Origin of the sequence: Aeromonas sp. s1(2024), from assembly GCF_040908005.1 — a bacterium.
Lineage (GTDB): Bacteria > Pseudomonadota > Gammaproteobacteria > Enterobacterales > Aeromonadaceae > Aeromonas > Aeromonas caviae.
In genome coordinates, this window is sequence record NZ_JBFOCW010000069.1 from 1 (window position 1) to 15,751 (window position 15,751).

The 15,751-nt window shown below is 58.7% G+C and carries 8 protein-coding genes; 1 reads left to right on the forward strand and 7 read right to left on the reverse strand.

What is annotated here, in order from left to right; all coding sequences use genetic code 11:
- The 7 genes from AB5Y70_RS16770 to AB5Y70_RS16800 form a co-directional block, all read right to left on the reverse strand.
- Positions 1-1,382: retention module-containing protein (locus AB5Y70_RS16770; RefSeq protein WP_280094206.1), on the reverse strand; the 1,382-nt coding region annotated here is incomplete at its 3' end.
- 267 nt (positions 1,383-1,649) lie between these two features.
- Entirely contained in the window at positions 1,650-3,575 is a 1,926-nt protein-coding gene (locus AB5Y70_RS16775; protein WP_029314733.1) for an EAL domain-containing protein, read from the reverse strand.
- A gap of 3 nt (positions 3,576-3,578) precedes the next feature.
- Positions 3,579-4,337, reverse strand: a complete 759-nt coding sequence (locus AB5Y70_RS16780) for a transglutaminase-like cysteine peptidase (RefSeq protein WP_223952717.1) — start codon at positions 4,335-4,337, stop codon at positions 3,579-3,581.
- 99 nt (positions 4,338-4,436) lie between these two features.
- Positions 4,437-5,768 (reverse strand): TolC family outer membrane protein, encoded by a 1,332-nt coding sequence (locus tag AB5Y70_RS16785; protein ID WP_010675164.1) that lies wholly within the window; start codon positions 5,766-5,768, stop codon positions 4,437-4,439.
- A 35-nt stretch (positions 5,769-5,803) separates the two neighbouring features.
- Positions 5,804-7,219: an HlyD family type I secretion periplasmic adaptor subunit gene (locus AB5Y70_RS16790; RefSeq protein ID WP_010675165.1), complete on the reverse strand. Its 1,416-nt coding sequence runs from the start codon at positions 7,217-7,219 to the stop codon at positions 5,804-5,806.
- Positions 7,212-9,356: a type I secretion system permease/ATPase gene (locus AB5Y70_RS16795; RefSeq protein ID WP_039040368.1), complete on the reverse strand. Its 2,145-nt coding sequence runs from the start codon at positions 9,354-9,356 to the stop codon at positions 7,212-7,214. Before AB5Y70_RS16795 ends, AB5Y70_RS16790 begins: the two co-directional genes overlap by 8 nt.
- Before the next feature lie 370 nt (positions 9,357-9,726).
- Positions 9,727-10,671: a TIGR01212 family radical SAM protein gene (locus AB5Y70_RS16800; RefSeq protein WP_244060563.1), complete on the reverse strand. Its 945-nt coding sequence runs from the start codon at positions 10,669-10,671 to the stop codon at positions 9,727-9,729.
- A gap of 613 nt (positions 10,672-11,284) precedes the next feature.
- Between AB5Y70_RS16800 and gltB the strand changes: the two genes are divergently transcribed.
- Positions 11,285-15,742: a glutamate synthase large subunit gene (gene gltB, locus AB5Y70_RS16805; RefSeq protein WP_010675168.1), complete on the forward strand. Its 4,458-nt coding sequence runs from the start codon at positions 11,285-11,287 to the stop codon at positions 15,740-15,742.
- Positions 15,743-15,751 lie beyond the last annotated feature (9 nt).

Genomic DNA, 15,751 nt, shown 5'->3' on the forward strand with positions numbered 1-15,751 from the left:
CCCTGCACGTCGTTGGTGATGACGTTGCCATTGAGGACCAGGTTGTTCTCGCTCGCCGCCGTCAGGTTGACGTCGCTCACCGCCGTCGGCACGTCATCCAGCACCACGACATCCAGCCCTGCACTGGTCGTGTCGCCATCAAGGTCCGTCAACACGACGTTGAAGCTCTCCGTCAGAGCCCCATCATTTGCAGGTTTGTTATGTGTTTCGTTATCGTTCAGGGTGTAGCTGTAGGTCACGCTGCCAACCCCTGTCACCGGGTTGTAGCTGACGCCGGTCACCAGCAGTTGATTTCCCAAAGGACTGGGGATCCCCTGGGGGAAGGTGGTCAAGACCTGGCCATTGCTGATCAGCGTCACACCTCCCAGCGTCAGGCTTTGTACTCCATCTGCCGCATTGAATGTAAAGGTACTGCTCTTGGTCAAGGCTGCGCCATCGGAGGCTGAGCCATCCGGCAATGCGGCTTCATCAAGGACAAGCTCACCACCCTCGACCTGCAATCCATTCAGCGAGACAGGCTCATCTACAGGGGTGATGGTGATGGTCAGAGTGGAGTCGTTGGTATCATCCCCATCCGTTACGGTGTAATTGACCGCAGGTACAGGGCCTGTGTAGTTCAGCGCAGGGGTAAAGGTATAGGAGCCGTCGGCATTGATGATCAGCGTACCAATCCCATCCAGCGTGCTCTCAACGCCGGCAGCAATTCCCTGATTGCTGCCCCAGCTATAGGAAATGACAGACGTATCAAGGGGACCATCCGGATTGTTGCTGTTGTCGAGCACATTGCCACTGATGGCCTGATCTTCCTGGGTAACAGCAGACTCATCCTGATCATCGAGCTGATTCTCGGGCAGAAGATCGTCTTCCTGCAGCACATTCTGATCGATCAACGTGTCATAGCCGGTATCGAATCCGGCCTCGGCTATGGTCGCATCTCCGATGCGATCTATGACAACAAAACCACCATTGCCACTGGCCCCAGCGACCCCGCCGATACCGCCACCACCACCGGCGGCAGGTGCCCCACCGGCAGCAGAGGCTTCGAAGTTCTTGGTCGGGTCAACCCCTTGCAGGATGGATTGTTGCAACGCCGCAATTTCTGGCGACACTTCAGGCGAGCCTTGCTGATGATTGGCAACCGATGAGGAAGATTGCCCCTCTGGAGGCATCTCTGTCCCTGCCGGGACACCATTGCCCTCTGCAGGTTTGTCATCGTAGGGCGCCAGCATCAATTTGGCATCATCAGCGATATTGAGTCTGGCGCCAGGCTGCAGTATCTCGCCAGGCTGGAGAGGGCGACTGCTGCCATCGGCAAGCAGGATCTGAACGTTGCCTTCTACGGAAGAGACGACCACGGTTTTGTCGATGATTTGGGTGCGCATATCCATTGCTCCAGGGTGACAGATCTTGATGCCTACACTCTAGATACGCCCCCGTCCTGCTTCCGTTGCAAAAATGTACAGGGTTGAGTCTCTTTGACTTCATCCGATGCAGCGAATCGAACGAATATTTTTTACATATAAAAATCAATTAAGTAACAGCGCGAGTTTTAGTGATATTACCTATATGTCGCGTAAAAATGATGTACATATTCTAAACAGATATAAAAAAGGGCCCTTAATGGGCCCCTTTCTATCGAGTTGTACCGCTTATGCCAGTGGAAATGCAGGGTGAACGAACCCCTGATAACCATCGATATGCAAACTGGACAACAATTCAACCTGCCGCTTATCTTCCACCCGGGTGGCGATGGTCGTGACACCCGCGTTGTGGGCAGCCCGACAGACAGCCGCCAGGAAGGAGGTATCGGCGCCTGGTTCCATGATCTGGCTGGTATACCCGTGGTCCACCTTGACATAAGCGGGGGTCAGCTCTTCCAGATAGCCGAGGGACTGGAAGTGCCGGCCATAGTGATCGACCCCCCACAAGAAGCCGTGCTCTCGCAACAGCTCAACCAGATGAGTCACATACTCTTTGTGTTTCATGATGGCCGCTTCCGGGATCTCGAACAGCAGTCGCTCCTTCAGCTCCACGTTCAGCGACAGATAGCCTCTGAGCCATGTCAGGAACTCATCCGAACAGAGAGAACCCGCCGTGATATTGACTGCCAACACCAATTCCGGTTGCTGCTTGAACAAGGGGACGCAGGCTTCCAGCACCGCCTTGTCAAACTCTGCCCCCATCTTGAACTGCTCGATCGCAGGCAAGAACTGCCCTGCGAAGTAATCCGTTCCATCTCGCGAGATGGCCGCGAACAACTCGGCATGCAGGCGGGTACCATCATCGAAGCGACATGCAGGCTGTGCCTTGAAGCGCCAGAGATGTCTGGCAATGGCATCCTGCACCAGGTCTCGCCAGGCAAGGCGTCCCATCAGTCCCTGCTCATTGCCGCCTTCCATCACGACGGCACCGCGCCGCTCATTGCGCGCTTTGCCAAGGGCGTTATCCGCCTTCGTCAGCAGGGCCGAGAGATCGTCATTGCCATCACGGCCGGCGATGCCGACGACGGACAGCGCACCGCTTTCTCCCATGGGATTGACAACCAGATCGGCAATACGGCTGTTGATGAGCTCCGCCAGCTCCTTGAGCTGAGAGAGATCATCGGTGGGGCAGAGCAAGGCATACTCGGTCGCCGAGATCCGGGCCAGCGCCGCGCCATCCCAGCCATCCAGCAGTTCCCTGAGCACCTGTGCAATGGACTTGACCATGTTGTCCCTTGCAGCAAAGCCCTCTTCCCGATAGAGATCGTCCAGCATGTCGACGGCCACCAGCATGACCCCGCCCTGCCCGGCCTCCGCAATCCAGGCATTGACCTGCCCGACGAAGTAAGAGCGGTTGCCAAGCCCGGAGACGGCATCCACATAGACGCGGGCTCGCAGGTTCTCGGCCTCGTCGGCCTGCTCTTTGAACTGCACGGCAAGCTTGCTGGAAAGGGTATTGATGGCCTGTACCACTTGCCGCAGCTCGCGGGTCTTGGGCTCGGGAATGGCGTGGCCGAAATGGTGCAGCTCGATTTCAACCGCCTGATCGCAAATCAGCTTGAGCGGTTTGAGCAGATAATTGAGCGCCCGCATCAGCAAGAGAGTGGTGACGAGAAAGCCGACCAGGAACCAGGTGGCCAGTTCGCTCATTCCTTTCCAAAGCTCGTAGTAGGCTTGTCCAGGGTGGCCGACGACCTTCAGCTTGCCCAGTTGCAGCCAACCCGACGTCAAAATCGATTCATTGGCCACTTCAGGGAACAGATCCAGCCCAATGAACCACTGTGGGACCCCTTCGATATGGCTGCTGTTCTCCAGCTCGATGACATCCTTGGAGGCCAGCAGATCGAGACGGACCAGCTTGTAGTAACCCCCGTCGAACACCGCCTTGATCACGGATTCGGCACTGACCTTGTCGCCGTTCTCCAGATAGGGGGTCAGCGCCAGACCCAGTGCGGTGGACGTATTGATGACGGTGGTCTCCTGCTGCTGCGCCAGGTAGTTGCGGGTCGAATTGAATTGCACCCAATAGGTGGCGGCAAACAGCAATCCGAACAGCAGCAGCATGGTTGCCAATAGTTGTCTGTAGAGCGTCATAGGTTAATCATCCAAATTGACCGCAGGCCGAGCCAATCGCCCCGATGTCATGCGATTGCGTAAGTCTGTCCATAATCCCAAGCGGGATGATTGCCCGGCCAGTTCCCCTTGACCACGCGCCTTCATCAGCCACAAGTGACTACCGTTAAAACTGTAAATTGGCAACAAATCCGCCCGTTGGGTCGCCGGGCGAATTGAGCCGACAAGATTGTCCAGAATCAAGGGTACTGCCGCAGGCGTCTCATAGTAGGCAACGACCATATGAAACTGGTTATAATCCAATGCCTTGACATATACCATTCGCATTTTTTCATCAGGGATGCCAAGTTCCAGCAAGGTAAAATACTTGGAAATGCTGAAGTCTTCACAATCTCCCCCCGCTGCGCCCAGAAATTCCAGCGGTGTCGCCCAATAATCCTTCTTGTGCCACAACTTGATGTCATCGATGAAACGCATCTGGTTGAAGAACTGGTTCACCTTCTCCAGCTTCTGCCGATCCGTCAGCCCCGCCGCCTTGTTCTGCATTGCCAAAGTGCGCCAGCTGGTGACCCGTTTGCCGGCCCTGGGGCCATAGGTCTCCTCCGCGCGCTTGACCAGTTTCATATCCTCCGGTGAGAGAGGCTGGCTGGCGCTGAGCAGCAGGGGGATCGCCAGCAGGGCCAGCCACAGCAGGCGAACCCGCCAGGGCGCACGTGCACCTGCGACAGCTCGATACCCATCACGTCGGCTGCAGCCTGTCGATGCCACTTCTTTCTGGGTCATGACGCCGCCATCATCCCCTGACCGCCGGACGCATAAAAGAATGACTGCAGCACGCTGCAGCCATTCCCCTTGCCTGATATGACATCAGTGGCAGGGCCATCAGTTGTTGTTGGCCTGCCATTCAGCCGGTTGCTGCACATTCAGGGCATTGAGCAGACCACCGGTGGCATTGAGGATACGATAATCTGCCAACAGGGAGTCGTACTCGGCCGTGATGTAGCTGCGGCGAGCCTCGAACAGTTCGTTCTCCGTGTTCAGCACGTCCAGCAAGGTCCGTTGGCCCAGGCCGAATTGCTTCTTGTAGGCCTGTACGGTGTCATAGCTGGCGTCCACGTGCTCTTTGAGGAAGACTTTTTGCTTGGCCAGCGACTCTTTGGCGTTCCAGGCGAGGCGGGTCCCCTCTTCCACCTGACGGAAGGCATTCATGTGAATGTCTTTGGCCTGGGAATAGAGCGCTGAGGTTGCCTTGCTTTCTGCCAGATCGGACCCACCGCGGAACAGGTTGTAACGCATCCGGACCATGGCGGTGAGATCGTCGTTACGGCCTTTGACCGCATCGATGTCCTCGTTCCAGTTCTGATCCACTTCAAAGGCTACGTTCGGGTAGAACCCGGACTTGGAGCCTTCATGCTGGTACTTCGCCTCTTCGATGTCCTGCAGGGATGACAGCAGGGTCGGGTGAACCTCTGTTGCCGTCTTCAGCGCATCTTCCAGTGTTGCGGGCAGGAGTTGGGTATTCGGTACGGGCTGAACGAGATCCTTGGGCACTTCATTGACGACACGGATGAACTCGCTCTCGGCATCCCGATAGTTGTTCTCCGCCGCCGCCTGATTGGAGTAAGCCCGAGCCACACGACCGTCGATCTGGGTCTGGTCAGCGGTCGACCCCAGACCGGAGTCGGTCCGTTTCTGGATGTCACTGCGGATCTGCTCGTGGGTTTCAAGGTTCTGCTTGGACAGCTCCAGGATCTCCTGCTGACGCAGCATGTTGAGATAGACCTCGGCCACGCGCAGGGCCGTGTTCTCCGCCTCGGAGATCATCGCCAGGCGCTGGGCCTGGGCGGCGGCATCGGTCCGTGCCACGTTGCTGCTGACATCAAAGCCGTCAAACAGCATCTGGCGAAGGCTGATCCCGGCCTCCTTGCGCGTCATGGAGTCATCGATCGTCTGTGAATTCGGACCTGCGGCACGGGTCGAGGGACTGTCAGTCTTCTCGTAACCGACGCCACCACGCAGATCAATGGTGGGGTAATAGCCGCCCTTGGCTCCATCATGCTGATACAGTCGTGCCTGATAGAGATCAAAAGCTTCCTTGATTTTCGGATGGGTAGCCAGTGACTGCGCCACTGACTGTTCCAGCGTCTGTGCCTGGCTCAGGCCCGGGAACAGTATGGTGCCACTAACCAGCATGGCAACAATCGTCTTCTTCATGGTATCTCCAGTCATGTTGTTTTTAGATTGTTGGCTTATCGTTCTCTCAGTGCCGACTGCTTAGCCCTCAAGATGGGTTTCAGCAAGTAGTCTAGGACACTTTTTTTACCAGTAATAATATCTGCACTGGCTAACATACCGGGGATGATGGGAAGTGCGTTAAGCTCATCGCCCAGATAACTCTTCTCGGTTCGTACTCGCACCAGATAGAAGGAATTGCCCTCCTCATCCTGGATTGAGTCGGCACTTATCTGTTCAACCTTGCCATGTAAACCTCCATAAATAGTGAAATCATAGGCAGTTATCTTGACCACGGCCTCCAGTCCGGGTCTGAGGAACGCGATGTCCTTGGGCGACACCTTGGCTTCAACCAGCAGGGTGTCTTCCAGCGGCACTATCTCCATCAGGTCCATGCCCGGCTGAACGACCCCACCCAGCGTATTAATCTTGAGCTTTTTGATGGTCCCCTTGAGAGGCGCAATCACACTGGTACGATCGACTCTGTCCCTGAGGCCGACCTGACCCTCTGACAACTGGCTCAACTTGCCTTGACGTTCGTTCAGCTCGGTCTGGGAGTCCGCCCGGAATTTCAGGGCGATATCATTTCGCTTCGAGATGGTCTCCCGCAGTACCGAGTTGAGCTTGGGCACCAGCAGGCGGTTCGCCTCCAGCTCCCCTTGCATTTCGTTGACCTGCCGCTCCAGTTTAATTAGCTCCACTTGAGGAACTATACCCTCTTTTGCGAGAGGACGGCTGATGTTCAGCTCCTGACGAGCCAGATCAACGCTGCGGCCCACGGTCCGGATCTTGGCATTGAGCTCTATGGTCTCCTGCTCTTTCTGCTCGATCTGCTGTCCCAGGATGTAGAGCTGGTTCTTGAGGTTGTTTAACCGCGCCTCCTGCACCGATCTTTCACGGGCGGCATATTCGGCAAATACATTCTCGTACCCTTCGGGGAACTCGATGGCCTGTTTGTCGATGGCTACCTGTTCACGCCACCCCAGATTGGGCTCGTTCTTGACCACCACGCTGCGAATTTCGGCGCGCAGGCGGGCAATATCCCCCTTGAGGGTGACCAGCTCCTGCTCCCGTTCGCGAAAATCCGACTTGAAGCGGGTATCGTCGATGCGCAGCAGTGGCTGTCCCTTCTCGACGATGTCCCCCTCCTTGACGAAGATCTCCTTGACGATCCCCCCTTCCAGGTTCTGGATCACCTGCAACTGGCGCGACGGTATCACCTTGCCCTGGCCGACGGTCACTTCATCCAGCTCTGCCCAGGCTGCCCAGACGATGGCGCTGACAAAAAACAGGAAGCAGGCCCACAGCAGGACTCTGGCACGGGTGGGTGTCGTCAGCAGCACGGCGGCGGCGCCGTCATCCACGTACTCGAGATGCTCGGGTGCAGGCAAGACCGTATCTGAGGGCGTTTTCTTGAACCAGTGGTTAGCCATTCGCCGTCTCCTGCACCCGCACCTTGCCTTCCTTCAATTGCTGCAACACCACCTCTTTGGGACCGTCCGCCACTATCTTCCCCTGCTCCACGACGATGACCCGGGAAGCGACATCCAGCATGGAGGTTTTGTGGGTGATGAGGATAAGGGTGGTTTCGGGGCCGAGCCGCGCCAGCTCCTGCTTCACGTGCATCTCTGACTGGTTGTCCATGTTTGAGGTCGGCTCGTCCATCACCAGAATGGGGGGATCGTTGAGCAGGGCGCGAGCCAGCAGGATGGACTGACGCTGGCCACCGGAGAGCTGACGTCCCCCTTCGCCTATCTGTCTGTCGAGGCCGTTGGGATCCCGGTTGGTAAAGTTGGTGACCCCGGCCCGCTTGGCGGCGCGCAAGACACGGGCATCGTCCACCAGGGGATTACCCAGCATGATATTGTCCCGCACGGAACCAAAGAAGAGGGTCACATCTTGCGGCACGCAGCCGATGTTGCGGCGAATGATGGTCGGCGGCAGTTGGTCCAGCTCAAAGCCGTCCAGACGCACCAGACCGTCAGTCGGACGGTAGAGACCCATCAGCAATTTCTCCAGCGTGGTTTTACCCGCACCGATCCGCCCGATGATGGCCACCTTCTCACCCGGCTCGATGCGCAGGTTGATGTTGTGCAGGGTGCTGCTCTCCATGCCCGGATACTTGAAGGAGACATTTTCAAACTCGATGCGCCCCTGGATGACCGGATGGTGGATGTACTGCCTGCCCTCCTCCTGCTCCCCCGGCGTCATCATGATCTTCTCCAGGATTTCGAGCGCCGACTTGGCCTGGTTGTAGCGAGTGGAGAGTACCGAGAGCTGCACCATGGGGGCGATGGCCCGGCTCGACAGCATCACGGCCGCTATCATGCCCCCCATGGTCACCAACCCTTCCGAGATCTGGTAAACACCGACGATCACCAGTCCCACTGTCACCACCTGCTGGATGTAGCTCGCCAGAGAAGACATGGAGTTGGTGATGCGCCGGGTCTGCACGCCCCAGGTCGAGATGTGGGACACCGCCTGCTCCCAGCGGTGCTGGAACATGCTCTCGGCCCCGAAAATCTTCACGGTCTCAAGGCCCGAGATGCTTTCGATCAGATTGGCGTTCTTCTGGGAGGCGAGCCGGGAGCCCTCCTCGATGGATTGCTTCAGCGGTGCCTGAATGTAGAAGCTGTAGGCCACCAGGATCAGGATGGCGATGATGGGCACCACCACCATGACACCGGCGAAAATCCAGATGATGAAGAGGAAGAAGATGGCAAACGGCAGATCGATCAGGGTGGAGACGGTGGCCGACGTGAAAAACTCGCGCACCGATTCAAACTCCTGCAAGTGCTTGGCAAAGGCACCGGTCGACGCAGGCCTGGACTCCATCTTCATGCCCATCACCTTGGCAAAGATTTTGGCCGACAACAGCACGTCGGATTTCTTGCCTGCAATATCGATGAAGTAGCTGCGCAGCTGGCGCATCACGAAGTCGAAGGTGAACACCACCATGGCTCCAACCGCCAGCACCCAGAGGGAGTCGAATGCCAGGTTGGGCACAATCTTGTCATAGACGTTCATGGTGAACAGGGGGCTGGCGATGGCAAACAGGTTGATGAGGATCGAGGCCACCAGCACATCCCGATAGATACCACGGGACTCGAACAAGGTGCTCCAGAACCAGTGACCATCACGGGTCTCCAGCACTTTGGGCGAGCGCTCATCAAACTTGAACTGCCGCTTGACGTAGAACAGACGACCATTGTACTCGTCACCCAGCTGGGCAAGACTGACCCATTGGGCCGCGTCTCCGGCCTGGGGAAAGATGACCCTCGCCTGGGTCCGTTCTTCATTCCATTCAAGCAAGATGCAGGCGCCGCCATTGCGCGTCTGCAAGACGCAGGGCAGCAGCAGGGAGGAGATCTGTTCAAGGGGCTGGATCACTTCGCGGGCAGAGAGACCGCCCCGCTCGGCGGCACGACTGAAGAGCGCCGTGCTGAGACGCCCGGAGACCAGTGGCAAGCCGGTGGTGAGAGCATCCTGACTGTTGGGCACCCCGTAAAAGCGGGTCAAAAAGACCAGGCACTCCAACAGTTCATCTATATGGCTGGTTTCTGCTTGCATAGCATCCCATCAAACATGATTCAGAAGGTTGTCTCGGGGCCGAATATCCAAAGCCCGGCGGCGATCCGGAAAAACAGAACAGACCTCGCCACCCAGACCCACAACCCGATTAGCGCACAGAGCCGGGACACTGCATGTCTCGCCTCCCTCACAGATTTTCATGCTGGAAACGGAGGGGACATGCCGGGCACCTGATGTTGCCAAGAAATATGCCACCCGGTACGAAGAAAGCCCGCCCGGTATACAAACTGCAAAGAGTTATTGATAACTATATCTTTTTTCAAGCCGACCATCTTATCAAGGTGACTTGAACGAAACTATACTCCAAAGACTGAATTTCATCTAATAACCCACTGTTTTTTTGACGAAATTAGAGTTGGCACTCGCCCGTGGAAGGGAGAGAAAAAGGACGTCCCAGGCAGTGCCCCTGAGGGCCTGAGCGTGCCAGCGCCGCGGCAATGGCGGTCATGGCGCTCCAGCGATTCTCGCACCAGGCGGGAGCCAGCAGGGTCGGGCGGCGCGCCGACGCCGAGACCCTGTGATAAACCACCTCGGGCGGCGTGTGCTGGATCATGGCGACCGCCGCCGCCACATACTGCTCTATCGTCAACACATCCAGCCGTCCCGCCTGCCACGCCTTGCCAAGGGTGCTCCCCTCCACCACATGCAGTGGGTGAAGCTTGATCCCCTCGACGCCGGTCTCCACGACACGGTGGAGGGTTTCCAGGCTGTTCATCGGCACCTCGCCGGGCAGGCCGACGATGAGATGGGCACACACCTTGATGCCTCGCAGATGGGCTCGGGCAACGGCATCGGCATAAGCGGCATAGCCGTGACCCCGATTGATGCGTTGCAACGTCTTGTCGTTGGCACTTTGCAGCCCAAGCTCCAGCCACACCTCGTAACCTCTGGCCTGATAACCTGCCAGCAGATCCAGCACCGCATCGGGTACACAATCAGGGCGAGTTCCGACGCAGAGCCCCACCATGTCGCTCACCGACAAGGCTTCTTCATACATGCGCTGAAGGTACTCCACTTCGGCATAGGTGCTGGTATAGGCCTGAAAGTAGGCCAGATAGCGCCTGGCCCGGGTCACCTCGTCCCGGCGTGCCAGCAGTTGCTGCACCACGGAGAGTTGCTGGGCCGACTCGTCGGCAAAGGAGGAGACATTGCAGAAAGTGCAGCCACCCCGGCCCAGGGTGCCGTCCCGGTTGGGGCAGGTAAAGGCCCCATGGATGGAGAGCTTGTGGATCTTCTGGCCGTGGCGCTGCTTGAGATCCTGGCCAAATGTATTGATGAGTTCGTGTAACTGCATGACACCTCCGAAATGAGGTGTCATTCTAGCGACGCAGCCCGGCGGGCAGGCTGCGCTGGATCAATCCCGCTCTCTACCCAAAAATCATATAAATATTCACGTTAGATGTGATAAATACCCAACAGTCGGCATTCACGGTCACTTTTGACAACCTGTCACTCCTGCAACCTGGAGAAAAGTGTCATAACCTCTCGCCCATAACCGGCTGTAACTACTGAAAAAATCCTGTTTAGTCTGCTTATGGACAAATGCAAGACGCAGGATCCTGAAATGTGATCCCCGCCAAGCACACCAGAGATGACTTTGTAAAATTACTACAGTTTCCCGCCACCATGCAGTCAACCACTAAACCGTCCATAACCAGAATATAAATCCAACAAATAAATAAAAAGCAGTTATAAATACACAAAAATGCTGATTGAGTCTCAAAAACCCACATTTTGTTATGGCGATGTAACATTGCAAACAAGCGGGATGTCCAATTGACCTTGCCCGAAAATCCCATTAGTTTGGAGATTCGCCACCTCAGGCGGACGGAACCACAAGAGCCAATCGCAATTTATGCAGTCTGTTGATGACAGTGCGATGGAAGGCCGAGCAAGGGAGAAATGCAATGTCACTATATGATCCAAAGCTGGAGAGGGATAACTGTGGCTTCGGCCTGTTGGCCCACATGGAAGGGGAAGCCAGCCACAAGCTTGTCCGTCTCGCGATGTCAGCCTTGGCTCGCATGCAGCACCGCGGCGGTATCTCCGCCGATGGCAAGACCGGCGACGGCTGCGGCCTGTTGCTGCAAAAACCCGACAGCTTCTTTAGAGCGGTCGCCGAAGAGAAGGGATGGCACCTGGGCCGCAACTACGCGGTCGGCATGCTGTTCCTCAACCCCGATCCCATCCTGGCCCAGGCCACTCGCGACATCATCGACGAGGAGCTGGAAAGAGAGACCCTGAGTCTGGTCGGCTGGCGCAAGGTGCCCATCGATACCAACGTACTCGGTTCCATCGCCAAGGCGTCCCTGCCCAGCATTGAACAGGTCTTTGTCAACGCGCCCCCGGGCTGGGTCGACAAGGATCTCGAGCGCCGCCTCTATATCGTGCGTCGCCGCATCGAGAAGCGCATCAGCGACGACTACTTCTATGTGGTCAGCCTCTCCAACCTGGTCACCGTCTACAAAGGGCTGTGCATGCCGGTGGATTTGCCGCGCTTCTATCTGGATCTGGCCGACATCCGCATGCAGGCCGCCATCTGCGTGTTCCACCAACGTTTCTCCACCAACACCAGCCCGCGCTGGCCGCTGGCGCAGCCGTTCCGCTACCTCGCCCACAACGGCGAGATCAACACCATTGCCGGCAACCGCCAGTGGGCCAAGGCGCGCAGCTACAAGTTCGCCACCCCGCTGATCCCGGATCTGCAAGAGGCCGCCCCCTTCGTCAACACCACGGGATCGGACTCCTCCAGCCTCGACAACATGCTGGATCTCTTCCTGGCCGGCGGCATGGACCTGTTCCGTGCCATGCGCCTGCTGATCCCGCCTGCGTGGCAGAAGCACCCGAACATGGATGACGACCTGCGCGCCTTCTACGACTTCAACTCCATGCACATGGAGCCCTGGGACGGCCCGGCCGGCATCGTCATGACCGACGGTCGCTACGCTACCTGCGCACTCGACAGAAACGGTCTGCGTCCGGCACGTTACGTCATCACCAAGGACAAGTTCATCACGCTGGCCTCCGAAGTGGGCACCTGGGACTACACCCCGGACGAAGTGCTGGAGAAGGGCCGTGTCGGCCCGGGGGAGCTGTTCGTGGTCGATACCAGCAACGGCAAGATCTGGACCAGCTTCGAAATTGACGACGATCTCAAGAGCCGTCACACCTACAAGCAGTGGATGGACAAGCACTGCAAGCGCCTGGTGCCCTTCGAGCAGATGGACGATGCCAGCACGGGATCGCGGGAATTCCCGGATGACCGGCTCAAGACTTACCAGAAGCTGTTCGGCTACTCCTTTGAAGAGCTGGATCAGGTGATCCGCGTGCTCGGCGAGAATGGCCAGGAGGCGGTGGGCTCCATGGGGGATGACACCCCGATGGCGGTGCTCTCCTCCAGCCAGCGAACCCTGTACGACTACTTCCGCCAGATGTTCGCCCAGGTGACCAACCCGCCCATCGATCCCCTGCGGGAAAATCACGTCATGTCCCTGGCCACCTGTATCGGCCGCGAACAGAACGTGTTCAACGAGACCTTCGGCCACGCCCACCGGGTGCTGTTCCAGTCGCCGATCCTGCTCTACTCCGACTTCCATCAATTGCTGGCCCTGGAGGGGGAGCACTACCGCCATGCGGTGCTGAGCCTCAACTACCTGCCCGAAGAGGGGCTGCAAGCCGCCCTCGAGCGTCTCTGCCACGAGGCAGCTGAAGCGGCCCGCAGCGGCGCCGTGCTGCTGGTACTGTCAGACCGGGACATCAGCCCGGATACCCTGCCCATCCCGGCCGCCATGGCGGTGGGTGCGGTGCAGCGTACCCTGGTGGACAACAACCTGCGCTGCGACGCCAATATCCTGGTGGAGACCGCGAGCGTGCGCGACCCGCACCACTTCGCCGTGCTGCTTGGCTTTGGCGCCACCGCCATCTACCCCTATCTCGCCTACGAGACCCTCGCCAAGCAGGTAGAGGAAGGCGTGCTCAAGATGAGCCTGCGCCAGGCCATGCTCAACTACCGCAACGGCATCAACAAGGGCCTCTACAAGGTGATGTCCAAGATGGGCATCAGCACGGTGGCAAGCTACCGCTGCTCCCAGCTGTTCGAAGCCGTCGGCCTCTCCAGGGCCGTGGTCGAACTCTGCTTCCGCGGCGTATCGAGCCGCATCCAGGGTGCCGACTTTGCCGACATCCAGCAGGATCAGATCAATCTGTCCCGTCTGGCCTGGCTCGGCCGCAAGCCGCTGACCCAGGGCGGCCTCTTGAAGTTCGTCCACGGTGGCGAGTACCACACCTACAACCCGGACGTGGTGCAGACCCTGCAAGTGGCGGTGCGCTCCGGCAACTACGCCGATTACAAAGAGTACGCCCGTCTCGTGAACGAGCGGCCGGTCGCCACCTTGCGGGATCTGCTGTCGCTCAAACAGGGCACCACCCCGGTTGCGCTGGATCAGGTGGAGCCAGCCGCCAGGCTGTTCCCCCGCTTCGACTCCGCGGCCATGTCCATCGGCGCCCTCGGCCCTGAAGCCCACGAGGCCCTGGCCATCGCCATGAACCGCCTCGGCGGTCAGAGCAACTCCGGCGAAGGCGGTGAAGATCCCAAGCGTTTTGGTACCGAGAAGAACTCTCGCATCAAACAGGTGGCTTCCGGTCGCTTTGGCGTCACCCCGCACTACCTGATGAACGCGGACGTGGTGCAGATAAAAGTCGCCCAGGGCGCCAAGCCCGGCGAAGGGGGCCAGCTGCCCGGTGACAAGGTCACCGCGCAAATCGCCCAGCTGCGCTACTCCGTGCCCGGCGTGACCCTTATCTCCCCGCCGCCGCACCACGACATCTACTCCATCGAGGATCTGGCCCAGCTCATCTTCGACATCAAGCAGATCAACCCGAACTGCCTGGTGTCGGTGAAACTGGTGTCCGAGCCCGGCGTCGGCACCATCGCCTGTGGCGTGGCCAAGGCCTATGCGGACTTCATCACCGTCTCTGGCTACGACGGCGGCACCGGCGCAAGCCCGCTCACCTCGGTCAAATACGCCGGCTCCCCCTGGGAGCTGGGCCTGGCCGAAACCCAGCAGGCGCTGGTGGCCAATGGCCTGCGCCACAAGGTGCGCCTGCAGGTGGATGGCGGCCTCAAGACGGGTCTGGACATCATCAAGGCGGCCATCCTCGGCGCTGAGAGCTTTGGCTTCGGTACCGGCCCCATGGTGGCGCTCGGTTGCAAATACCTGCGTATCTGCCACCTGAACAACTGCGCCACCGGCGTCGCCACCCAGGATGAGAAGCTGCGCCGCGAACACTTCACCGGCCTGCCGGAGATGGTGATGAACTACTTCAAGTTCATCGCCGAGGAGACGCGCGAGCTGATGGCCGAGCTTGGCGTCACCCAGCTCACCGACCTCATCGGTCGTACCGACCTGCTGGAAGCCCTGCCCGGCCTCACCGCCCGTCAGGCCAAGCTGGACTTGTCCGGCATCCTGGCGGCCCCGGTTGCACCGGCAGGCTCCAGTCTGTTCAGCCAGCAGCACAACCCCACCTTCGACAAGGGGCCCTTGAACCTCAAGATGGTGGAAGACCTGCTGGATGCGGTGGAAAACATGAGTGGCGGCGAGTTCCGCTACGACATCCGCAACACCGACCGCTCCGTGGGTGCGCGTCTGTCCGGCGAAATCGTCAAACGCCACGGCAACCAGGGCATGGCGGCCGATCCGGTCAAGGTGCACTTCAACGGCACCGCCGGCCAGAGCTTCGGCGTCTGGAACGCCGGTGGCCTTGAGATGATCCTCACCGGGGATGCCAACGACTACGTGGGCAAGGGGATGACCGGCGGCAAGCTGGTGATCAAACCCCACGTCGGCGTGGCGTTCAAATCCCACGAGGCGGCCATCATCGGCAACACCTGCCTCTATGGCGCCACCGGCGGCAAGCTCTATGCCGCAGGGACCGCCGGCGAGCGGTTCGCGGTGCGCAACTCAGGGGCCTTGGCGGTGGTCGAGGGGATTGGCGACAACGGCTGTGAATACATGACAGGCGGCATCGTCACCGTGCTCGGCAAGACCGGTGTCAACTTCGCGGCGGGCATGACAGGCGGTTTCGCCTACGTGCTCGACGAGTGCGGCAACTTTGCCAAGCGCACCAACCCCGAGCTGGTCGAACTGCTGGAGGTGGCGGATCTGGCCATCCACCAGGAGCACCTGCGCGGTATCATCACGGCGCACCTCAACGAGACAGGCAGCTCGCGTGCCGAGGAGATCCTGGCCAACTTCGACTCCTATGTGCCCAAGTTCAGGCTGATCAAACCCAAGTCCAGCGACGTCAAATCGCTGCTTGGCCACACCAGCCGTTCCAGTGCAGAACTCAGAATCCAGGCGCAATAAGGAGGGAAC